The 22,250-nt window shown below is 54.3% G+C and carries 17 protein-coding genes and 1 pseudogene; 9 read left to right on the top strand and 9 right to left on the bottom strand.

What is annotated here, in order from left to right; translation table 11 throughout:
• Positions 1-46: 46 nt before the first annotated feature.
• From NTD86_RS10840 to NTD86_RS10865, 6 genes are all read left to right on the top strand, one after another.
• Complete coding sequence (locus NTD86_RS10840; protein ID WP_262202208.1) at positions 47-484, top strand: acetyltransferase; 438 nt, start codon at positions 47-49, stop codon at positions 482-484.
• A gap of 411 nt (positions 485-895) precedes the next feature.
• Positions 896-1,420 carry a fimbrial protein gene (locus tag NTD86_RS10845; RefSeq protein WP_262202209.1) on the top strand — a complete coding sequence of 175 codons (525 nt, stop codon included), beginning with the start codon at positions 896-898 and terminating at the stop codon, positions 1,418-1,420.
• Positions 1,421-1,502: 82 nt separating this feature from the next.
• A complete protein-coding gene (locus NTD86_RS10850) occupies positions 1,503-2,228 on the top strand; it encodes a molecular chaperone (RefSeq protein WP_262202210.1) in 726 nt (241 codons plus the stop codon).
• Positions 2,229-2,319: 91 nt separating this feature from the next.
• Positions 2,320-4,884, top strand: a complete 2,565-nt coding sequence (locus NTD86_RS10855; protein ID WP_262202211.1) for a fimbria/pilus outer membrane usher protein — start codon at positions 2,320-2,322, stop codon at positions 4,882-4,884.
• A gap of 59 nt (positions 4,885-4,943) precedes the next feature.
• Positions 4,944-6,209 carry a fimbrial protein gene (locus NTD86_RS10860; protein ID WP_262202212.1) on the top strand — a complete coding sequence of 422 codons (1,266 nt, stop codon included), beginning with the start codon at positions 4,944-4,946 and terminating at the stop codon, positions 6,207-6,209.
• Entirely contained in the window at positions 6,206-6,961 is a 756-nt protein-coding gene (locus tag NTD86_RS10865) for a molecular chaperone (RefSeq protein WP_262202213.1), read from the top strand. The genes NTD86_RS10860 and NTD86_RS10865 overlap by 4 nt, the downstream gene beginning before the upstream one ends.
• Here the strand turns inward: NTD86_RS10865 and NTD86_RS10870 are convergent.
• From NTD86_RS10870 to NTD86_RS10890, 5 genes and pseudogenes are all read right to left on the bottom strand, one after another.
• Positions 6,958-7,158 carry a hypothetical protein gene (locus NTD86_RS10870; RefSeq protein ID WP_262202214.1) on the bottom strand — a complete coding sequence of 67 codons (201 nt, stop codon included), beginning with the start codon at positions 7,156-7,158 and terminating at the stop codon, positions 6,958-6,960. The two genes, NTD86_RS10865 and NTD86_RS10870, sit on opposite strands and share 4 nt — an antisense overlap.
• 530 nt (positions 7,159-7,688) lie before the next feature.
• Positions 7,689-9,440, bottom strand: a complete 1,752-nt coding sequence (locus tag NTD86_RS10875) for a DNA/RNA helicase domain-containing protein (protein WP_262202215.1) — start codon at positions 9,438-9,440, stop codon at positions 7,689-7,691.
• A 3-nt stretch (positions 9,441-9,443) separates the two neighbouring features.
• Positions 9,444-10,439, bottom strand: coding sequence for an HNH endonuclease (locus NTD86_RS10880; protein ID WP_262202217.1), 996 nt, complete (start codon positions 10,437-10,439; stop codon positions 9,444-9,446).
• A 3-nt stretch (positions 10,440-10,442) separates the two neighbouring features.
• Positions 10,443-10,814, bottom strand: a complete 372-nt coding sequence (locus tag NTD86_RS10885) for a nucleotide pyrophosphohydrolase (protein WP_262202218.1) — start codon at positions 10,812-10,814, stop codon at positions 10,443-10,445.
• 1,064 nt (positions 10,815-11,878) lie between these two features.
• Positions 11,879-12,019 (bottom strand): annotated as a pseudogene (locus NTD86_RS10890) (site-specific integrase); the annotation flags it as partial.
• Positions 12,020-12,122: 103 nt separating this feature from the next.
• On the opposite strand from NTD86_RS10890, the gene dusA reads away from it, so the two are divergent.
• Positions 12,123-13,133: a tRNA dihydrouridine(20/20a) synthase DusA gene (gene dusA, locus NTD86_RS10895; protein ID WP_262202220.1), complete on the top strand. Its 1,011-nt coding sequence runs from the start codon at positions 12,123-12,125 to the stop codon at positions 13,131-13,133.
• 68 nt (positions 13,134-13,201) lie between these two features.
• On the opposite strand, the gene rssC is transcribed toward dusA, so the two are convergent.
• The 3 genes from rssC to NTD86_RS10910 form a co-directional block, all read right to left on the bottom strand.
• Positions 13,202-13,684 (bottom strand): anti-sigma factor antagonist RssC, encoded by a 483-nt coding sequence (gene rssC / locus NTD86_RS10900; RefSeq protein WP_262202221.1) that lies wholly within the window; start codon positions 13,682-13,684, stop codon positions 13,202-13,204.
• A complete protein-coding gene (gene rssB / locus NTD86_RS10905; protein ID WP_262202222.1) occupies positions 13,681-14,865 on the bottom strand; it encodes a two-component system response regulator RssB in 1,185 nt (394 codons plus the stop codon). The genes rssC and rssB overlap by 4 nt, the downstream gene beginning before the upstream one ends.
• 339 nt (positions 14,866-15,204) lie before the next feature.
• Complete coding sequence (locus NTD86_RS10910) at positions 15,205-15,894, bottom strand: VacJ family lipoprotein (RefSeq protein WP_262202223.1); 690 nt, start codon at positions 15,892-15,894, stop codon at positions 15,205-15,207.
• Positions 15,895-16,204: 310 nt separating this feature from the next.
• On the opposite strand from NTD86_RS10910, the gene NTD86_RS10915 reads away from it, so the two are divergent.
• Together NTD86_RS10915 and NTD86_RS10920 are read left to right on the top strand one after the other, a co-directional pair.
• Positions 16,205-16,606: a RidA family protein gene (locus tag NTD86_RS10915; RefSeq protein WP_262202225.1), complete on the top strand. Its 402-nt coding sequence runs from the start codon at positions 16,205-16,207 to the stop codon at positions 16,604-16,606.
• Positions 16,607-16,773: 167 nt separating this feature from the next.
• Entirely contained in the window at positions 16,774-17,037 is a 264-nt protein-coding gene (locus NTD86_RS10920) for a DUF4404 family protein (protein ID WP_262202226.1), read from the top strand.
• A 77-nt stretch (positions 17,038-17,114) separates the two neighbouring features.
• On the opposite strand, the gene NTD86_RS10925 is transcribed toward NTD86_RS10920, so the two are convergent.
• Entirely contained in the window at positions 17,115-21,971 is a 4,857-nt protein-coding gene (locus NTD86_RS10925; RefSeq protein ID WP_262202227.1) for an NAD-glutamate dehydrogenase, read from the bottom strand.
• Between the last annotated feature and the right edge of the window lie 279 nt (positions 21,972-22,250).

The following is a 22,250-nucleotide window of genomic DNA, read 5'->3' on the forward strand; positions in this document are numbered from 1 at the left end:
TCACAGGCGCCCCGTACCCAGACCTCAAGAGAAGAAGGATGATTTCATGATCATTCGCAAGGGCCATGCTGCGGACACTGCGCAGTTGCTCAACCTTTGGCTCCGCGCCGTTCGCGCGAGTCATCATTTTTTGCAGGCTTCGGATATCGACGCATTGATCCCTCAGTTGCGAGACATGTATCTGCCCGCTGTCGAACTGTGGATTGCAGTAGATGCTCGAAATTGCCCTCAAGGTTTCATCGGCCTCAGTGAAAACCACGTGGAAATGTTGTTCGTCGACCCAGACCTGCAGGGCCAAGGCATCGGACGCGCCCTCCTGGACTTTGCCCGCACGTCACGGACAACCCTGAGCGTTGATGTCAATGAGCAGAATCCGCAAGCCGTTGGGTTTTATCAGCGCTACGGGTTTATTCAAACCGGCCGTTCCCCTCTGGACGGTGAAGGAAGGCCCTTCCCGCTTTTACACATGAACCTGCCTGACTAAAACGGGCGCCTGGGGACTGTCGGTGTGCATTGATCAAACGAATAGCACCTATAGTTCCCAGGGATATAATTATCCGTGCCAGCAATTTGATATCAACTTGAAAAGTTCCTCATACATTGTCATTAATTATAAAGCGATAGCTCCCACTTCACGGGCGGACGTATATCGGTCGATACGCCGGAGTTAGCGCATGAGATCATCCACGCCATACCCCCGCTGTCATTGATCGCGACACCGTATTTATCGTTCATTGAATTATCCATATTCGCAATCCCGCCAATTTGAGAAGCCATAGTCTAGCCACGAGTATTCAAAAATCTAATTTTTTTTAATACTTGCATTTTGTACAAACGCCTTCTTAACTCACCGCGGCTTCAGGAGTACATCTAAACGTCACACAGGAGATACACCATGAAACGGATAGCCTTCGTTATCGCTGCTACATTCCCTGTTATGGCTTTTGCGGCCTCACAAAACACCATTACTTTCAACGGGCAAGTGTCTGATCAAACATGCCAGGTCTCGGTCAACGGCAATGATGCCAACCCGATAATCTTGCTGCCCACGGTAAGTGCCGCATCGCTGGCTACATCAGGTAACACCGAAGGAGATACAACGTTCACAGTAAGTGTCAGCGGCTGTAACTCACCCACTGCTGCCTTGCCGATAAAAACGGCATTCTTGGGCAATAACGTGACTACACAAGGCAATCTTGGCAATACAGGTAGTGCAGAAAACGTACAAGTGCAATTACTAACAGCACCAAACGGAACAGCTATTGTGCTTGACGGAACAACCTCTGTGCCCGGTCTGGTCTTGCCTATCAATGGCACTTCAACCAGTCACGACTTCGCCGTTCGATATATCAGCGAAGCGGGTGGAGCAACTGCGGGTACCGTATCCGCCAGCGTGCAATACGCTCTGGATTACCAGTAACTGCGTAGTCTTTTCTACCGGGCTGGATGCCCGGTAGTTCTCACCTCCCCTACTTCTCTTTGCACGTCGTGTATGGGTACCTATGTTTCGTCTGAAAAAAGCCTCTGCCGCTCTCGCTGTTTTTCTTTGCAGCCTTTCAATTCATACCGCAAATGCCAGCGTTGTCATGACCGGCACGCGAGTTATATATCCGGCTCAAGCCCAAGAAAAAACCGTGCAACTAAGCAATAAAAATGCACTACCTTATATGATTCAAATGTGGGTCGATAACAAACCCGACAATAACGAGCCGCAAAAGGCCAGTGCTCCCTTCATTGCAAATCCGCAGATTTTCCGGATAAACCCCAATGATGGACAAATGGTACGTCTTATATTTACCGGAAATAATCTGGCCAAAGATAGAGAAACACTGTTCTACCTGAGTTTCCTGCAAATACCGGCGATCAAGGCCAGCGAGATGCAGGCTAATAAGTTATTGCTCAGTATCAACAGCCGGATGAAGTTATTCTATCGCCCCCAACAATTGGCTGGAAACCCTGATGAGCTGAGTCAGTCACTGAGTTTTAAAGTCAAGGGAAACTCAATTATCGCCAGTAATAACAGTGGTTATTTTGCCACCGTGCGCGACGCCAAAATCTTGCATGCAGGTAAGCCCCTGCCCTTGAAACAAGGGGTGATGATCCCCCCTCTGAGTGAGGTCGACTGGACACTTCCATCCAGCACATTGGCGAGTAAAGGCGACACGTTACGCCTGACTTTGGTCAACGATTACGGTGCAGATGTCACCTCTGACCTTCTCCTAAACTGATGGCCCGGGATGAGCGTTTATGCTTGTGCGTCGCGTAGGTGTATTTAAAAAGGATTTTAAAGTATCGGGTTTAGTGGGATTACGCGACTTATTGAGCGCATCAACATTCACGACGCTCAGCTTGCTGTGCCCTGACTTTGTACTTGCAGAACCCGCCGCGTTGGTTGCCGATGACGTGTATGTGTTTGATGACAGCCTGTCGTTCGGGGGTGGTTCGTTATCGCGCTTCAATCGAATCAATGCCATTGAGCCAGGGCAATACAAAGTCGACCTGTTTCTCAACAAGCGTTTCGTGGAACGCGTTGACTTGCGCTTTGTCGACCTCAAGGACGGCGACATCCAGCCCTGCCTGCCGGAAAAAATGCTGGAGGCTTCCGGTGTTCTCAAGAGTGCCATTCGTGCCCCTGAAGACAACCAATGCCTGATCCTGTCCAAGGCCGTGGAGGGCGCCTCAACCGCATTCGACTTTTCGATTTTGAGGCTGGATTTGAGCGTGCCACAAAGCCTGATGATCAATACCCCACGCGGGTCTGTGCCCACACAAAACCTGGACGCCGGCAACCTCATGGGCTTCGTCAACTACAACGCCAACCAATATCACGTGTCACGCACCGGCAGGAACAGCAGCTCCACTGACTCCACTTACCTGGCGCTCAACAGCGGCTTGAACGTCGGCATGTGGCGCTTGCGCCAACAAGGCAACCTGCGCCATGACAATGACAACGGCACCCACTGGAACACCACGCGCACCTACGCCCAGCGCGCACTGCCGGGCATCAAGGGGGATCTGACAGCAGGCCAGGGTTTCACCTCGGGACGTTTTTTTTCGGGCCTGAGTTACACCGGGGTAGAAATCGCCTCGGACGATCGCATGCTGCCTGAATCCCAACGCGGTTATGCACCGACTGTGCGGGGCATCGCCACGAGCAATGCTCAAGTCATCGTTCGTCAGAATGGCAACATCATTTATCAAACCACCGTGACGCCCGGTCCATTCGAAATCAACGACCTTTACTCGACCAACTACAACGGAGACCTGGACGTGTCTGTGATCGAGGCTGATGGCAGCGTCAGTACCTTCACGGTGCCCTTCTCGGCCGTCCCCGAATCCTTGCGCCCGGGCATATCGCGTTACAGCCTGGCGTTGGGGCGAACCCGCGACATGGGTGATCACGACCCGTTTGGCGAGATGACGTACCAGATCGGCGTGAGCAACAGCATCACGGCCAACAGCGGTTTACGCATCGCTGACCGTTATCAGGCGCTGGTGCTGGGTGGAGTGTATACCAGCAGTCTGGGAGCGTTCGGTCTGGATACCACCTATTCACGGGCCGACTTGCCAGACGAAGGCCAACTGGATGGTTGGATGGGACGCCTCTCTTTCAGCCGCACGTTTCAGCCCACCAACACCACACTGTCGATTGCCGGATATCGCTATTCCACAGAAGGCTACCGCGACCTGGGCGACGTGTTGGGGGTACGCCAATCCACCCGCAAGCACGAAAACTGGGCATCGACGAGTTACATGCAACGCTCGCGCTTTGAAGTCTCGATCAATCAGAGCCTTGACGACTGGGGCAACGTGTTCTTGTCAGGCTCCACTCAGGACTATCGCAATGATCGAGAGCGAGACACGCAATTCCAGCTGGGTTGGTCCAACACCCTGAGCAATAACATCAGCCTCAACCTCACGGCATCCCGACAAACCACCGGCAGTTACCTGAACCGCCGAAACGGCTACTACGACGACCCGTATGACAATCTCACCAACAATGGGCTTGGCATCACGCGCACCGACGGCAGAAGCGAAACCGTCACGCTGCTGTCCGTGTCTTTCCCGCTTGGCAGCCCCGCTCGCCCGAATGTGCCCTACCTGAGCAGTTCGGTCACCCACAGTTCGACCTCCGGTAATGTCTACCAAACTTCGTTATCAGGCACCCAGGGAGCTGACCAGACGCTAAGCTACGGCATGGATGCGTCACGAGACACCCAGCAAAAACTCAACGTGTTCAGCGGCAATATTCAAAAGTCCCTGCCCAAGATGTCCCTCAGCGCTACGGCTTCCAAAAGCCAGGATTACTGGCAAGCCTCTGGCAGCGCTCGCGGTGCCCTGGCGATACACGAGGGAGGTGTCACGTTCGGGCCTTACCTGAGCGACACTTTCGCACTGGTCGAAGCCAAGGGCGCCAGCGGCGCACAGATCATGAATGGCCGAGGAGCGACCATCGATAGCCGTGGTTACGCACTGGTAGCGTCACTCACGCCTTACCGCTACAACTCCGTGGTCATCAACCCGGAAGGCATCAGTGAAAAGACCGAACTGGACAATAGCCAGCAGCGGATCGCGCCCTATGCAGGCGCTGCCGTCAAGGTGAAGTTCAACACCGTGATCGGCAACGCGATTCTGGTCAAGGCCTTACGCAGTGGCGGCAAAGCGGTGCCCATGGGCGCCGATGTGCTGGACGACAGCAACAGCGTCATCGGCATGGTCGGTCAAGGCAGCCAGGCCTACCTGCGGACCGACAAGCTCAAAGGCACCTTGACTGCACGCTGGGGAGACGCGCCGCAGGATCAGTGCACGATGAATTTCGACCTGGCTCAACACGATGTCAGCCAGGCCCTGATCAAGGTCAACAGCGAGTGCCGTAACCCATGATGCCGTTTAAAAAGAAGAACACTTCCATGACCTTTGCTCGTACTTTGTTGACGCTAACAATGGCTATGACCTTCGCAGCAGTGATGACCGATGTGCAGGCTAAATGCACCAGAATGTACAACGGCAATCAGACGCGCGACGCTTACTCGGCACAGTTGAATTTCGGCCGTGTCAACCTGACGTCAGTGCACTTGCAGCCCGTGGGCACACCCCTTGGCACCGTTGTGGTTTCACCCGCTTCCGCCCCCGGCCTCAACAGCGAAACCGTCATGTGGGAGTGTGATCTCTCGGATGCAGATGACCTTCACGAACTCTTCGCGACCAATGGTGACGACCGAGTAGGCGGCTTTTGGGACATCGGTACGGCTGATGGCCTGCCGAATTACTACGCCACCTGGTTTCCTTATGTGGCGGTCAGACTGACCCATGTGAACTCAGGCCAGGTTTACACTCGCTACTGGCAGCAAGCCAAGATTACGGAGTATGACACCGTAGGCGCCAAGATTCAGATCAAGGCTAAGCACTTGAGCATGATTCAAGCCGAGCTCATTCGTGTATCAAGCCTCCCGCCCACTTCGGGTGCTGTCACTAACTATTGCGGGGGTATGGCCCCAACTACCGGGAACGGAAACTACTCCTATACCTGTACGCAGCCCAACGGTTACACCCAATTTCAAGGCGGCGGCATCGTATCCGACAATGTTGGGGAAGACTCCATGAACCATTACAAATTCTGGTTTGACAGAAACGGGGTCGGCTTTGGTATGCGCAGCGCCTCTTCTATCAGTTACGCCGCAACCTGTGTGGCCAGAAACGTCACACCAGTCGTCACTTTTTTGCCAGTTACCGCCGCAGAGCTTAACCAGGGCGTCACACGCAGCAATGACTTCACCATCGATCTTGAATGCGATAACGCGGTTAACTCCGGAACCGCCAACAACCAGACTGCACTGGGTATTCAGGTGGCTCAAGGCACCTATGCACAAGCGCAGTCCATGGGCCTAGTGACCAGTGGCGGTGCAGTCACGCACTTACTCTCCAACGGCTATGGAACCGACCCGTCAATTGCGACCGGCGTAGGGATCAGTTTGCGCAATGCCGCCAACGGTTCAGCCATGAACTTCCTGGGTTGGTCGGGCACCAGTTCGGGCGCCTCCAGCGGTTGGTACCCGGTATTGGCAGGTGCGCACAACACGGGGAGCACCACACAGAACTACACCAACTACTCACAGACCATCACCGCCACCCTCAGCACCTTGCCCGGCATGACAGCCAAACCGGGCAAGGTCAACGCAACGGCTTATGTTTTGGTGAAAGTACAATGATTATTCGCACACTCACGCAATGGATGGTCTGGGCGAGCTTGATAGCAAGCGCTTTACAGAGCGCCCACGCTGGCATCATGCCGGAACGTACACGGCTGATTTTCCATGAAGGACAATCCCAGCGATCGCTGATGCTGGCCAATACCAACGCCTATCCCGTGGTGGTGCAAGCCTGGATCGATAACGGCGAAGGCAACCAGGCTCCGGAAAATGCCGTTTCGACCATGGTCGCCCTGCCCTCGGTCTTCCGACTTCAATCTGGCGCCATACAGGGATTGCGCATTGTTCAAGATGCTCGTTCGCTGCCCAAGGATCGGGAGTCCGTCAGTTGGCTGAATCTCTACGAGATACCACCGACCAAAGCCGTCGCCCCGCTGATTGCGACGCAAGTCGCCGTGGCCATGAACACCCAGATGAAAGTGTTCTATCGCCCGGCCAACCTGCCCATGCCTCCCGAAAAAATGGCCGCGGCGCTCAGTTTCAGCCTTAAACAACAGGCCGGTGCCTGGGTGCTGGTTTGCCACAACCCGACCCCTTATCACGCCTCATTCTCCTCACTACGAGTCACAGCCAAAGGGCTCGACGCTGTCAATGCGAAAACACTCGACATGATGACCCCGCCCCTGAGCGAAAAAACCTACCCACTGGAATCGCTCAACTTCAACGGCCAGTCGAGCCTGGCGGTGAGTTACACACTGATCGACGATGAAGGGCACTATCACGACGGCAGTACAGACGTGCAGGTGCTCTAGAAACGATTGACAGCAAACAGCTCCAGCACTTTTTGCGCCGGGGCTGAACCGGACATGGCCTGCGCCAGTAACAGCCCTGTACCAACAGCCCCTGTCAGCCCCAAGTGGCCATGGCCAAACGCACACCAAAGCCCTTTGTGCTCAGGCACTTGACCAATCAGCTTCAACTGGCGGCAAAGCCGTGCAGAGACCGACAATTCCTGAACCGATGACGACGACCTCTGAATTGCGATCTTGAATGTCTGGCATTGCCTGAATCGCTCTTGAGTGATGATGGGAGCATAACGTGGGCTAGCGCTACCGCGGGATTCTCCATGACTTAAGTCAAGCCACGGTGAATCCTGATAAATTCCCGCCCATTGCGCCACAGCCAAACGTGCGGCCCGCCCGCTTTCTTGTTTTTAGCCTTTCTCACCTGCATCGTCCGGGCAAAAAATCTCAATGATTTTAAGGGTTTGGGCGTTGTAGCAAAATTTCAACAACCCTCGGCATTTTAAGCAAAGCCACATCCGTTCAGTCCGCCCAATCAGAGCCAGAACGGGCAGCTTGTTGTGCCCTTCCCAAGTTTCCTGCCGCCCATTACCTGCAGTCGAGCAACCCGCGCCCGCCAAAACATGGTAACGAATTGAAAAATATGAGTTTTATCTGGAGCTTTCTGCAATCCAAGAGCCATAGATACACATGAGTGCCTGAGGCACTCACGCAAAAGGCACACACGGTATTAACCCTATCTACCCTCAGACAGAGACTTTTTGATCTCCTCCCTCAAGCCTGGGTCAACCACGTAAATAAAAACACCCCTCTTGGCCCGCGTCAGAAGCACGTAATAAATATTGCGAATGGCTCTCGCAAAATTGTCCCTTCCAGCAGAGCGTAGGGATGCCTTAAGGGCTGGATACTGTTGGACTGGGGGGCGGACTCTAAGGCTACCATCTGTATAAACGAGATCCTCACCAATGATGACGCCTACATAGTCGTACTCGAATCCCTGTACGGTGTAGATCGCACCCACCTCCTCGTGCAGACCTGGCTGACGGCTCCATAGTGCATAAGACTGGTTGGCATTCCAGCGTGCTTTCCAGTCTCCGATCTCAATGTCATGCCCTCTGCCCGGTGTATCTCTGGTTTCCCAGTGCCAGCAGTAGCCTGCGACAATTCGGCATGTAGCATTACCCAGAGCTCGTGCTTTCAGAAGCTCGGTCATGACTTGCGGTGAGTCGACTATTTTGACCTCATAGCTTTCCGGAGTCTTGAGCTTGGTAATTTCACCTTGGTTTATGAAAGCATCGACCCAAGCAATGTATGCGTTTGCATCCTGGCACCGCAGCTGTTTGGCCAAAGAAAGCTCAAGTACAAACTGGCCGGCATCTTCTGCAACCTGCTTGATTTCGTGGCTACGACAATTCTCTTTCGGTTGGAGCCACTGATTGTCGTCAATGAAGAAAACGGTAAGTCGTTTATCGTTAACCAGTTGAGGCAATCCTGTTGTTCTAAGGCGGTGAGCCTCATCAACTACCAGGTATTGGGTTTTCGCACGGCCACTGGAGAAGAAATCCAGTTCCTGTATGCAGGCTTTGATGGCAGCTGACAGGACGTAATACATTGGCTGTTTACCTCGCTCCATCAGATGCCTGATCAACAGCATGGCCAGCACGGTTTTACCTGTCCCGACAATGCCCTTGACGATCACACAGGTAGGATGGTCTACCTGATCCAGGGTAGCCGCAATCGCCCTGAAGGTCTGGACTTGCTCAATCGAAGGCTCAAACAGGGCGCTGCAATTGAGTTTATTGCTGAAGTTAGCAATAAAGGCCCCTGAATATTTAAGCGTTGGCGACACCAGACACTCAAGCAGCGGACTTGCATATTGGAGCTTACCTAGTATCTGCTCTGCTGCTTCAAGCCCGTGACTTCGGGTCAGCAAATGCGTGTGTTGAAGATGTTCCGCAAACTGAGGCTGTCGCAGTAACTCATTGCTGGTTTCTTCGTATTCATGTAGATACGCCAGCGTATGGATCTCAGGCTTTTGCTCACCAAAATCAAGCAAATGCTCAAGTGCCGAACGATAAACGTGTGCTTGCTCGCAAGGATGGTCAGCGCTGTAAGGATTCTTGGCTTCGACCGTTAGCCAGCCCATATCAAAGCGATCGTTAATATGAACCCGGCCTTGAGACCACTGTTTGAGCTCAACCACAATAATGTGGGTGCTGCCTGAACCGTCAGCTCCAATCAGCAGGCAATCCGCACGCCGCGTACCCAGAGGCATTGGATATTCGATCAGAATATGGCCATCAATAGGTAACCTCTCGAGTAATTTGGCTAGTTTGGGCAGAGAGCTGGCCCAAGAGGTTTTCTCCGAGTCAGAAAGTTTGCTTTGACCAAATACGCTGGGGAAACGCGCTTCAAGTGCACATGCAAAATTATCTCGTTTTGCGGCGGTGCAAAACTCCTTGATGGTTAACTGTTCCAGAGCCGCCATACGCTACAGACCTCGCTCGAATTTAAGCGCCAGCGCCTCAACACTTGGTGCAAAAGCCCGATTGGCTGGGAATGTGATCTGTTGGCCTTGGTATTGCTCGTAAACGGTACCGTAAAGCGTTTCGTGAAGCTGAACTTGTCCTTGTGCCGTAATCTTCAATTCGCCCAAATCAAACAAAGTGTGAATATCTGCGCGCAGCAATAGCCCGTTCTGTACAGTATTGGACTCCTTCCCGAGATAAGGAGCGATATGAGCAGCCTCCAACACGCTCTCTACGTCACAGCCTGTCACCGCACATGTTTTGCCATAGGCGACAAGCAATTCTTTGCGGAACTTGGGCTGGCCTTGACGACGCACAACTTCTTGAAGGACTTTTTTGCGTCCATCGACCATGTCTTTGGGGGTAAAAGCAACTGACGCATCGGCTTCTCTTTCAGCCTGCTCAATCTCACGTTCAATATGGCCCGCTGGAATATGGGCTTGGAAAACCTGCTTCACGAAGCTATCCAGGCTGCCAAAATCTTTGACAATGGTTTGAACCTTGTCATCCGAGATCCGGGTAAAACCCCGATAGCCTTTGTTCAGATAATCAACTGCGGGAGAATTCAGTACGTCGGTAGTAATGCTTTGCGGTTGGCTGAGCAGGTACATGTACTCCCACGTATTGCCCTCCTCGTCCTTGCCCCAAATTCGACTGGACAAAGCTTTATTATGGAGTTTGCCAATGACCGTGCTCAAGAAGTGGTATTTATTGGCGTATACCGTGAGTACCAAATCTCCCGCCTGCATGGCTGTCCATGTGCGCTGGTTAACAGGTCCTGGCACCGCACCCCAACAATGGAAGCCCTGCTGATCAGGTATCAGTGATTGGTAATATTGGGTTTGCTCCTGCCCTAAAGCCTCGTGCATCCGTTCGAATACAACCGGTTTTAGGATCGAATCATCCAGGTGGACACGGGCTTTTTTGTCGCCGGCGGTGAAGATAAAAATCTGGCGCATCCGTCAGTACTCCGAGTACTTGTAAGACTTGCCCTTCACAACGCCTGCAGGGTACTTGGCATCATTAAGCTTGAGCTTTTCCTCGGCCGCTTTGAGGGGATCAATGCCCGTGACAGAGCAAAAACGCATCAAATAGATAAATACGTCGGCAACTTCATGAGCAACAGCTTCTTTCTTACTATCAGCCAACAGGGCAAAGTCCTCATTGCCATCTTGCCACTGAAAGATTTCCATCAACTCTGACGCTTCCACACTCAGGGCCATGCTGAGATTCTTTGGTGTATGAAATTGCTCCCAATCCCTGACTTCAGAAAAACGGTCAATCTCAAGACGCAGAGCAGCGAAATGATCGACCGAGGTGGTGTGGTTACTCATGTACGAATCCTATGGGTCAAGCTTGCAGCGCTGTCCATGTGCAACTGAACGTGTGCTGACAACGGTATTGGGCAAGATAGAGAAGTAACTTAATGAATTAAGTGCCAGCTCAGCGGATGGCCAAACGATATCTCGTAGCCATCATCTCGTCCACCGCACACTGTTCCCACGGTTTGGAAAAACAACAAACGATGAAGGAAGGAGTTTTGCCAGGATGCATGCCACTCTAACGAGCAACTGATACATCTTGTGCGTAGACCTACCGGGCATGCAGAGCGATCGGTACTTGATGACCATCGCCGGTGATGCCGATAATTCGTTGAGCATGCGCAGCGGCAAGTTGGGCTCTACAGAAGCTATAAACCACGTTGGTGGCATGTATAGTGGCTTGCATTGGGTAACAGCCAACTGATTTCGCGGCGTAAAGGAGGGTTTACAGTCGCTGCAAGGCGGTCATGCAGACAGGTTTGATTGTTTTTTAATCGGCCAAGACTCTATAGTCGGCTTGATCGCTGACTATCAATCATTGTTCAAGGGTAAAGCGCGCGCCCTGCTCTTCCAGAATTAGCGCGGAGTTGAAGTTGGCGGCCCGAGTAAGTACTGTTTGATGTTCTGAATTCAGATCAGCTAGTTGCTTGCCGTAACGCTAGGCGTCCGCTTTCCACGTGGCAAAACAATCAATGATCTGCAGCATCGCTAGGCCTAGCCAGCGGGCCGAGTTCATACCAGCACTTGCGAAGCTGGCTCATACTGCTCACCGCGCTCTTGATGGCCGAGGAGCAGGAGAGCCCGCGTTAGTCAATCAGCTTCACTCCGAGAAGCCGGTTAATATGTTGTGCTCGATATTTGAAGTCACCCCATCTTACTACTACGCGTACTGTCGATAGCCCCCCCCCTGATCGGGTGATTCAAGGTAAGTAAGTTGATGCGCGAGATGAACCTAATCAGAAAACAACCGAGCTCCCATACCAACACAAAGCCACCGTGGTGCGACCTGAGATCCCGAACATAATTGATCGAAAGTTAAGCGTGGTATCCCTAACACCCAACTGCGACTAGCGCTAACGCGCCAATACCTGGACAGCCTGTTTACGGGCGAAAGTCTGGCTCTCTTGGTAGACTTGCACTCCGTCGCGCTTGATGCGGATCTGAGCCGTATAGCTCACCGTCCCATCTGCCAGTTTTCTTGCCCTGATGGTCGCCATATCGAGAGTGGTACGCGTCAGTTTTTGGGTGGTACATCGTACCACCGAGCCCCCAAAAACGCCTGAAAACGCCCCAAAACACGCCCAGAACACGTTGAATAAAATGCTAGATAAACAGAGCTATAGCCCAGCAGAATCAAGCCCTGCGCTGTCCCGCCGCTTTAGCGTTGCGCCCATGATGGACTGGACTGATCGTCATTGCCGCTTCTTTCTGCGTCTGATGTCCAAACATGCGCTGTTATATACCGAGATGGTTACCACAGGTGCTTTGCTGCACGGGGATGCCGAGCGGTTTTTGCGGCATGACGAGACTGAGCATCCGCTGGCATTGCAATTGGGCGGTAGCACACCGGCTGATTTGGCGGCGTGCGCACGCCTAGCACAGGCTGCAGGGTATGACGAGGTGAATCTCAATGTCGGCTGCCCAAGTGATCGTGTGCAGAACAATATGATTGGCGCCTGTTTGATGGCCCATCCAGCGCTGGTTGCCGAGTGTGTGAAGGCGATGCGCGATGCAGTGTCGATTCCAGTGACGGTCAAGCACCGAATCGGGATCAATGGCCGCGATAGCTACGACCAGTTGTGCGATTTTGTCGGCACGGTGCGTGATGCTGGTTGTACAAGCTTTACCGTGCATGCGCGCATCGCGATTCTGGAAGGGCTTTCGCCTAAAGAAAACCGTGATATTCCGCCGTTACGCTACGACGTGGCTGCTCAGTTGAAGACTGATTTCCCCAACCTGGAGATTATTCTCAACGGTGGCATCAAGACCCTGGAAGCTTGCCGATCGCATTTAGACGTGTTTGACGGGGTGATGCTGGGCCGTGAGGCGTATCACAACTCGTACCTGCTGGCCGAGGTTGATCAACAGCTGTTCGGCAGCACCAAGCCGGTTATTAGCCGTGCACAAGTGCTTGAGCAACTGCGCCCTTATATTGCTGCGCATATCGCTTCGGGCGGTGCGATGCATCACGTCACCCGGCATATTCTGGGCTTGGGCCAGGGCTTTGCGGGCGCACGACGTTTCCGTCAGTTGCTCTCAGCTGACATTCATAAAGCCAAGGATCCTCTGGCACTGCTGGATCAAGCCGCAGAGCTGCTGCAAGGCCGGTAAATCACAGGCAAGCAAAAGGGGCCGATCCAACCAAGGACGGCCCCTTTTTGCTGTGTGCTACCCCAGATTCAATGGCGCTCGAGAGCATTCACCAAGTCGTGAAAGGCTTCGCGATTGGAGTCGTTCAAGCCCATCAGGATTTTGTGCGCTTCGAGCACTTTGACCCGCACGATTTCTTCAGACGCATCTTGCGACGGCAAGTCCGTCAGGCACTCGGGGCAAGGAATAGGTCTGTTGATGATGTTGAAGACCTGATCGAAACCCATCGACTGCAGCAACCGTGTGATGTCTTCATGGGTGGTCACGACGGTCGGCAGCAGGCCTATTTTCTGACGCGACAAAATCGACAGCTTAGCCAGCAAACCCAAGGTAGTACTGTCGATACTGCGGGTTTCTGTCAGATCAATCACGATGGCGGTGAAGTTGCGCGCCGTGAAAATCCTTTCGATTGTCGCATCCAGTGCCGAACACAGTGTCAGACGCACTTCACCCACAAATTTCAGGACAAAGGTGCCATCCTGTTCGGCGAACTGAATTCTACCGGTACTCATGTAAGATTCCTGCTCAACACCAACAGGGCGATATCATCCGGCATCTCCCCTAGCGTAGCTAATCCAAAAACCTGGCGCAGACCATCCAGGCTGCCACCCGCCGACTTCACCAATTGAGGCAAAGCGGCTTCTTTCTCTTTGAGTGTCTGCTCGGGCAAAAGGTCCAAAATTCCGTCAGACAGCAACGTCAGGCTGAACGCCTCGGGCAATTTCAGCACCTGGTCTTCGTAAGTCGCCTCGTTAAACAAGCCAACGGGCAAACCTCGACCCTCCAGATAAGAGACGCCATCCGGCGTGTAGAGCACCGGCAAAGGCAAGTGCCCACCAATGCTGTAGGTGAGCAGCCCGCTCTCTTGGTCTATCACACCGCCCACCATGGTCACATGCTTGCCCAGCTTGCAGTTGATAAGGCCGCGGTTGATGTGCGCGAGCACCTGGGACGGCTTGAACTCTGGCAAGGTGCCATTGCGCTTGGACTCAAACAGCAGACGCGTGGTCATGAATTTGAGCAGCACGGTTACGAAAGCTGAAGACGCACCATGACCGGAAACGTCAGCCAGGTAAAACGCTACTCGCCGCTCGTCGACTTTGAAGTAATCGACGAAATCGCCCGACAAGTACAACGACGGAATGATCTGGTGCGCAAAATTAAACCCGTCGAGCGACCAAGGGCTGGTCGGCAACATATTCATCTGCACCTGCCGGCCTGCGTTCTGGTCTTCCTGCAATAAATGCAGGCTGGCTTCCAGTTCGCGGTTGGCAGACTCCAGCTTCTCGCGGTAGCGCTGGTTCTCGAGCAGCAAGCGGGCACGATCCAAGGCTCGGTGCACGGAGTGCTCCAGCACGGCCAGGTCTTCGAGCGGCTTGATCAGGTAGTCCGCTGCGCCCAAACGCAGCGCTTCGACCACATCACTCATCACGCCAGCCCCCGAGATGACAATCACCGGAGTCTGCGCCGAGCGCTGTGCAACCTGGCGAATCAACTCAAGACCGCTCATTTGCGGCATGCGCAGATCGCAGATCACTAAGTCCGGTTGCTCTTGCTCGAACACCTTGAGACCTTGCACGCCATTACTGGCCTGCAGGACGCTGAAGCCGCTGTCTTCCAAATAGGCTGCCAGACTGGCACGCACTACTTCGTCGTCATCAATGATCAGCAGCGTGGCACTGGTTTTTTGCATGTGGGCAAACGGCGCCAGAATTAGGTTTGCGTCAAAGCTCGAACACATCGGGCTCAACGACTGAATTGGCTTTTGAACAACGCTGCCAGAACGATTGTCGTGCTCGTTCCTACAAAGGTGCTCGTGTAAGGCGCAGACGGTACTCCCATCTGCGGGGGGTTTCAAGCTCAGGCCGATAGTGGCCTTAAGTGTTCACCCGCTTAAATTCCGTGGGGTTATAAGAACATCGAAAACAGCCACTAAAACTTTGATTTAAACGCCCACAAAGATGCCTTTTTTTCATGGCTCACAAAGCAGAAAACGGCCCTGAGGCCGTTTTCTGTGGGCAACACGAATGACTTAAAAGTCGTCTTCGATCTCGCCGTCCTTGATTTTGAATTCACGGTTTTGCAGGTAAGCGTTACGAATGAAGACGTACTTGTCGCCGGTAATCAGCTTCTCAGCAGACAACAGACTGGCACGTGCATCGATCACATCCATCCCGATCGCCATGTTACGCGCCGGAATATCGTTCATGTAGCGGTAAGGCTTGGTGAAGGAGTCTGGGTAAATACCGGCTGCGTCACGCACGGTGCTTGGGCCCAGAAGCGGCAGAACCAGATAAGGACCACTTGGCAGGCCCCAGCGACCGAGGGTCTGGCCGAAGTCTTCATCATTGCGTTGCAGACCCATTTTGGTGCCCACATCAAAGAAACCACCGATGCCGAAAATGGTGTTCATCAGCATGCGGGAAGTGTCGACACCGGCTGCATGCGCCTTGCCTTGCAACAAATCGTTGGCCAGGTTGCGCACATCACCGATGTTTCGGTACATGTTGTGAATGCCGTCCTGCAGGAATTGCGGCGTAATGAACTGATACCCCTGAGCAATCGGCTTCAGGGCATAGGTATCAAGCGTGTCGTTGAAGGTGAACATGGCACGGTTGAAACCTTCCCATGGGTCATCCTCGGTGGCTGCGTTGGCAGCAAACGGAGCCATGGTCACAGTGGCACACAGGCACATTTGAGCAAGACGCTTGGTCCAGCGCATAGCAAAACTCCTTGAGAATACTTATCACTTGGGCGCTACGCCCCGGGGTCAGGCGATGAGTATAACGGCAATTGCATTTTTGGCAGCCCCCTCATGCAACGCATCAACGGGCTCACCTGCCAGGCGTGACGATACATTTGTATTGATTAACTTGCGATAGATCGTAACGGTTCATCCCCAATCCCCTCAGAATCAGGCCAAAAAATAGCCGCATACACGAAATACCCAGTTACAAGGCGGGGACTGCGTTCTCATGGATTAAATTGCAGACTCCTGCGCTCAAATAACTGACCAGGGATAGATAGACGCCATGAACAGAAGAGTTATCAACCCTCCCACTGTTTTCAACTCCCTGCAATACGGCTTCAGCCAAGCCATCGAAGTACGTGATGGCCGACGCCTGCTGCTATCCGGCCAAGTTGGCGTGGACGCCAACGAACACACCATCGGCCCAGGCATTGCCGAACAAACCGAACAATCGCTGAATAATATCGAGTCAATCCTTGCTCATGCGCAAGGCAACCTGGCACACGTCATCATGTTGCGAATCTATATCGTTGAATCTGCCCGCGATCAACAAGAACCCATTGCCGCAGCTCTACGCAGACGGTTCCCAAACAACCCGCCGCCTTCTTCCTGGATTATTGTCAGCGGATTATCACTTCCCGAATGGTTGATTGAAATCGAGGCAGAGGCGTTGATACCTGACTGATCAAACGCTAGCAATCCGTTTGGGGCTTGGTATCGCAGTCGCCCGGCAGCAATTGTGAGACAGATCATGCACTGCCGGCACGACTGGATTAATCTAGGCACCCGCTTATAGATCTTTTGCGCTACTCGAAGGTCTACAACAGTGCCTATCAATAAAGGATGAATGCTATGCCTGCCCGCGAACTGCAAGAACAACTCGTCACCTTGCGCGAGCAACTGGATCAAAATCCACCGCTCAATGAAGCTGACCGTCAGCATCTGCACGAACTCGCCAGCCAAATTGAAGCCGAGATCGCTCTGGAGAAAGCCTCCAATGACACCAGTCTTTCTGACAGCGTTAACCTCGCCGTTGAACGCTTTGAATTAGAGCACCCTTCCCTCGCCGGTAGCCTGCGCAACATAGCCATAACCCTGGGCAACATCGGGATCTAACAAGCCGCCAAGCCCTAAAACCAAAAAGCCCCGGCTCAGTTCAACTGAGCCGGGGCTTTGTTTTACAGCTCAGGCTGTCAGAGGCCTGTTTGACCGCTCAACGCCAGGTCAAGCAACTCACGGTTGGCCACGGCATACATCGCGTAGTCGTTACCCGAAGCTGCACGCAGGTCCACCAACATCGACCGCCAGCGCTCAACCATCGACTGGTTCTGCTCAAGCCACAAGGCCACACGAGCCTCGATTTCGACCGGAGCATCTGCCATCTGCAGCACCGACACGGTAATTGCACGTTGCTGCCAGTCGATATCGTCACGGAACGCCTCGCGAGCCAGTGCCTGCCAGTTGTTCTCGACCGGCAAGCTGCTGATCTGTTGCAGGTACCAAGTCAGGTCCAGCGCGCTACCTACGGCGAAATAAGCCTTGGCCACATCCGCCGCATTCTGGCCCGTCACGTCAGACGCCTCAATGATCGGCAGCAAGGTGTACAAGTGCGTGGTGCCAGCCACCATGCGTGACAGCAACTCCGGCACGCCTGCATCTACGTACGCCTGATAACGAGTTTCCCAGCCTTCGCGAGTCGGACCTTCCAGCAGTTCATTGAGCTTGAGACCCAGCGCAGCCAGATGCGGCCCAAAGTGCGCAACATCACGGGCGGCGTCCAGTTCGTTGCGACGGCTGCGCAAGAACCAGCGCGTAGCACGGCGGCCCAGACGCATCAGTTCATCCATCAGGGCCAACTGAATCTCGGCAGGCACCTGATAGTCCAGCGCTTCGATCTGACGGAACCAGTGCGGAAGGTGGAAAATATCGCGCACGATGACATAAGCCCCGGCCACGTTGGCCGCACTCATGCCGGTCGACTCTTTCAGGCGCTCCACAAAGGTAATGCCCATGTGATTGACCAAGTCGTTGGCGATCTGAGTGCTCACAATTTCGCGCTTCAAGCGGTGACGACGCATGGCCGCCGCGAACTTGTTGACTAGCATCGGCGGGAACGCCGTTTCCATATCACGGGCCAGGTAGTCGTCATCCGGCACCTGGGAATTGAGCAACGCCTCCTTGAGGTCGATCTTGCTGTAAGAGATCAAGACCGACAGTTCAGGGCGCGTCAGGCCATGACCAGCAGCGACGCGCTCATTCAACTGTTCTTCAGAGGGCAAGAACTCAATGGCGCGGTCCAGCTTGCCACGGGCCTCCAGATCGCTCATCAGGCGCTTGTATTCGGCAATGCGCTCATAAGCGCGACGCTCGGCCAGCGAAATGGCCTGTGTCTGCTTATAGTTGTTGCCCAATACCAGTGCGCTGACTTCGTCGGTCATGCTGCCGAGCAACTGGTTGCGCTGCTTCTCGGTCATATCGCCAGCCTGCACCACTTCATTGAGCAGGATTTTGATATTCACTTCGTGGTCAGAGCAGTCAACACCGCCCGCGTTATCAATAAAGTCGGTGTTGGAGCTCCCCCCGTTGAGGCCGAATTCGACTCGACCCAGCTGGGTCATACCCAGGTTACCGCCCTCGCCTACCACCTTGCAGCGCAGCTCGTTACCGTTGACGCGCAGCGCATCGTTAGCCTTGTCACCCACATCGGCGTGGCTTTCGCTGCTGGCCTTGACGTAAGTCCCGATACCGCCGTTCCACAGCAAGTCCACCGGCGCCTTGAGCAAGGCATTTAGCAACTCGGTTGGGGTCAGCTTGTCGGCTGTGATTGCAAAGCGCTCTTTCATCTCGGGCGAGATGGCAATGCTTTTCGCACTGCGCGAGAAAATACCGCCGCCGGCCGACATGATGCCGGTGTCGTAGTCGCTCCAGGCCGAACGCGGCAAATCGAACAAACGTTGACGCTCGGCAAAACTGGTGGCCGGATCCGGATTCGGGTCAATAAAGATGTGCAAATGGTTGAAGGCTGCGACCAGCTGCAGCTTGTCGGACATCAGCAAACCATTGCCGAACACGTCACCGGCCATATCGCCGACGCCGACCACACTGATGCTGTCTTGCTGAACGTTGATCCCGCGCTCTCTGAAGTGGCGCTGCACGCCAACCCAGGCACCACGGGCGGTAATACCCATTTTCTTGTGGTCGTAACCGGCAGAACCGCCGGACGCGAACGCATCGCCCAGCCAGAAGCCGTAATCAATGGCGATGCCGTTCGCAATGTCCGAAAAGGTGGCCGTGCCTTTGTCGGCAGCCACGACCAGATACGGGTCATCGTCGTCGTGGCGCACCACGTTCGCCGGCGGTACCAGCGCACCGTCCTTGAGGTTGTCGGTGATATCCAGCAACCCGGAAATAAAGATCCGGTAGCAAGCAATCGCCTCAGCCTGGACCTCGTCCCGGCCTCCGCCCAGCGGCAGGCGACGCGGTACAAAACCTCCCTTGGCGCCGACCGGCACGATGACCGAGTTCTTCACTTGCTGGGCTTTTACCAGCCCTAATACCTCTGTACGGAAATCTTCTTCACGGTCTGACCAGCGCAAACCACCACGGGCCACGTTGCCGAAACGCAAATGCACCCCTTCCACCCGCGGCGAATAAACGAAGATTTCAAACTTCGGCACCGGCTTGGGCAACTCGGGAATCAAGTGCGGGTTGAACTTGAAGCTGAAGTACGAACGGTTGTGGCCGTGGGCATCCGGCTGATAGAAGTTGGTGCGCAGCGTGGCTTTGATCAGGTCCAGATAACGGCGCAGGATACGGTCTTCGTTGAGCACCTGAACGTCGTCGAGTGCGGTCAGAATCGCCTGTTCCAGGCGCTGCTGCTTGTCTTCAAGATCATCGGCTGTCAGTTTGCGGGCCAGATAGAAGCGGGTTTTGAACAACCGGGTCAGCTCGCGGGCGATATCGGTATGGTTGTTCAGGGTGCTGGCGATGTAACCCAAGTCGAAGCCCAGGCGGATTTGCTTGAGGTAGCGAGCGTAAGCACGCAGCAAAGCCACATCGCGCCATGGCAAGCCAGCGGTCAGCACCAGACGGTTAAAGGCATCGTTTTCAGCGTCGCCCTTGACGATATGCACGAAGGCATCCTGCAGCGTGTCATTGAGCTGCTGAATGTCCAGGTTCAACCCTTCGCCAGCGGTAAAGGCGAAGTCATGGATCCAGAATTCACGACCATTGGCGTGGCGCAGGCGGTACGGGAACTCGCCCAGTACGCGCAAACCGAGGTTCTCCAGAATCGGCAGGACGTCAGACAGCGCCAACGGCGTGTCTGCGTGGTACAGCTTGCAATGCAGCTCCTGCCCCGCGCTTTGGCCCAACGGCTGATAAAAACTCATCACCAGCGGTTTCTTTTCGCTGAGATTCGACAAATGCTGCATGTCGACAACGGCCGAATGCGCGGCGAAACGCTCGCGGTAACCTGCCGGGAAGCCTTTCGGGAAGTCCGCCAGCACTTTGGTGCCATTGGCTTCACCGAAGCTTTCAACCACCAGGCTGGCGTAGTCGTCGTTCCAGCTGCGGCACGCCTGAACCACTTCTTTTTCCAGCAACAGCGGGTCGATGTCGATGCGGTTTTTAGGATCAACCCGCAGAATCAACTGGACGCGTGCCAGCACCGATTCCGAGAAGAAGGTCCAGAATTCGCAATCCGATGCCTGCAGACGTTCCATCAGCACTTGCTGGATCTTCTGGCGCACCTCGGTGGAGTACACATCTCGCGGTACGTAAGCCAGGCAGTAGCAGAAACGCCCGTACGGATCTTTACGCAGGAACACGCGGATCTTGTTGCGCTCCTGGATTTGCACAATCGACATTACGGTGTTGAACAGTTCGTCAACTGGCGTCTGGAACAAGTCATCACGGGGCAGGACTTCAAGGACTTGCGCCAACTCCTTGCCCAGGTGAGCCTTGGGCTGAAAGCCCGAGCGACGCTCGATCTCGTCCACTTTGCGACGAATGAAAGGAATGACGCGCACGCTCTCGCCGTACACCGACGAGGTGTACAAGCCCATGAAGCGGCACTCCTTGATGACCTTGCCATCGGCGTCGATCTGGCGAATCGACACATAGTCGGGGTACGCCGGGCGATGCACACGGCTGGGGTGCGCGGCTTTGGTGAACGACAGCAGCGTCGGCTCACTCAAGTAGCTCACTGCATAATCTTCGATGCGCAGGTCTTCGGCGCTCAAGCCTACCCGCAGCAGCTTGGTCAGGCCCAGGAACGACTGCGGGTCATATTCGATATGCCCTCCCTCGGCCTCGTCACGCACCACAAACTCTTCATAGCCCAAGAACGTGAAGTGGTTGTCCAGCAGCCACTCCAAAAAGCTCTTGATCTCGGCTTTTTCACCGGCATCCACGGCGTAAGGGCAGCTGTCGACGCTGGCAAGCAGTTGCTGCACCTTGGCCTTCATCGGCTCAAAGTCAGCCACGGCGATGCGCACCTCACCCAAAACCTGTTCCAGTTCCTTGCTCAGCACATTCAATTCAGCGGCATTGGAGCAACGGTCAATCTCCAAATACATCAGCGATTCTTGCGAAATACCTTCGCCGGCGGTGCCTTTGGGCAGGATTTCCAGCAGTTCGCCCTTGCTGCCGCGACGCACGCTCAGCACAGTGGTTTGCAGGGTATGAATGCTGTAGCCACGCCGGTTCAGCTCGGTGCGTACCGAGTCCACCAAAAATGGCAGGTCGTGATGCAACACTTCAACCGCGGTGTGGGTGGATTGCCAGCCATGTCGCTCGTAGTCCGGGTTGAAAACCCGCACTTGGGGCTGGGCCGAATCAAAACGTTCCAGCAGCCGCCAGGCCGATAACGTACAACCGGCGAGGTCGGACATACGCCGTTGGGTGAGCTCATCGAGGGAAATGATGCCGAAGAATTGCTCAGCAAACAGGGCTATTTGTGGCAGTGCCTGTTCGCTGACGTGCTGGGCGAGTGCAGATTGCAGTTGATGCTGGAAGTCGGCTTTGCTGGCTGCGGTGAAGAACGCCATCTGTGGTACTCCGCTTGGGCTTGTTATTGAGAGAAGCGTCGCGTGCTATTCCCGCTTGGGGAGTTGCCCCACTGTGCTCAATCTTCAAGAACACAGCGTGACAGGGAGGTGAAGCTGACAGTGACCCTGGGGTCACATCCTCATTCCGGGATGGCTATCGGTAAAAAACCGCCCCATTCATGGGCTGGATCTTTAGGGATAACGATCTGCAATGCAGCTTAACGACTGCATCGCCCGGCCTGCTTGCGGTGCGGCGACATATTCGGTCATGGGGAGGTA

Origin of the sequence: Pseudomonas sp. 7P_10.2_Bac1 (assembly GCF_025465935.1) — a bacterium.
Classification (GTDB): Bacteria; Pseudomonadota; Gammaproteobacteria; order Pseudomonadales; family Pseudomonadaceae; genus Aquipseudomonas.

Bases quoted from the DNA above. Each gene is read 5' to 3' on its own strand.
- NTD86_RS10840 (WP_262202208.1), top strand. From the start codon at position 47: ATGATCATTCGCAAGGGCCATGCTGCGGACACTGCGCAGTTGCTCAAC.
- NTD86_RS10845 (WP_262202209.1), top strand. From the start codon at position 896: ATGAAACGGATAGCCTTCGTTATCGCTGCTACATTCCCTGTTATGGCT.
- NTD86_RS10850 (WP_262202210.1), top strand. From the start codon at position 1,503: ATGTTTCGTCTGAAAAAAGCCTCTGCCGCTCTCGCTGTTTTTCTTTGC.
- NTD86_RS10860 (WP_262202212.1), top strand. From the start codon at position 4,944: ATGGCTATGACCTTCGCAGCAGTGATGACCGATGTGCAGGCTAAATGC.
- NTD86_RS10865 (WP_262202213.1), top strand. From the start codon at position 6,206: ATGATTATTCGCACACTCACGCAATGGATGGTCTGGGCGAGCTTGATA.
- NTD86_RS10875 (WP_262202215.1), bottom strand. From the start codon at position 9,440: ATGGCGGCTCTGGAACAGTTAACCATCAAGGAGTTTTGCACCGCCGCA.
- NTD86_RS10880 (WP_262202217.1), bottom strand. From the start codon at position 10,439: ATGCGCCAGATTTTTATCTTCACCGCCGGCGACAAAAAAGCCCGTGTC.
- NTD86_RS10885 (WP_262202218.1), bottom strand. From the start codon at position 10,814: ATGAGTAACCACACCACCTCGGTCGATCATTTCGCTGCTCTGCGTCTT.
- dusA (WP_262202220.1), top strand. From the start codon at position 12,123: ATGCTAGATAAACAGAGCTATAGCCCAGCAGAATCAAGCCCTGCGCTG.
- rssC (WP_262202221.1), bottom strand. From the start codon at position 13,684: ATGAGTACCGGTAGAATTCAGTTCGCCGAACAGGATGGCACCTTTGTC.
- rssB (WP_262202222.1), bottom strand. From the start codon at position 14,865: ATGCAAAAAACCAGTGCCACGCTGCTGATCATTGATGACGACGAAGTA.
- NTD86_RS10910 (WP_262202223.1), bottom strand. From the start codon at position 15,894: ATGCGCTGGACCAAGCGTCTTGCTCAAATGTGCCTGTGTGCCACTGTG.
- NTD86_RS10915 (WP_262202225.1), top strand. From the start codon at position 16,205: ATGAACAGAAGAGTTATCAACCCTCCCACTGTTTTCAACTCCCTGCAA.
- NTD86_RS10920 (WP_262202226.1), top strand. From the start codon at position 16,774: ATGCCTGCCCGCGAACTGCAAGAACAACTCGTCACCTTGCGCGAGCAA.
- NTD86_RS10925 (WP_262202227.1), bottom strand. From the start codon at position 21,971: ATGGCGTTCTTCACCGCAGCCAGCAAAGCCGACTTCCAGCATCAACTG.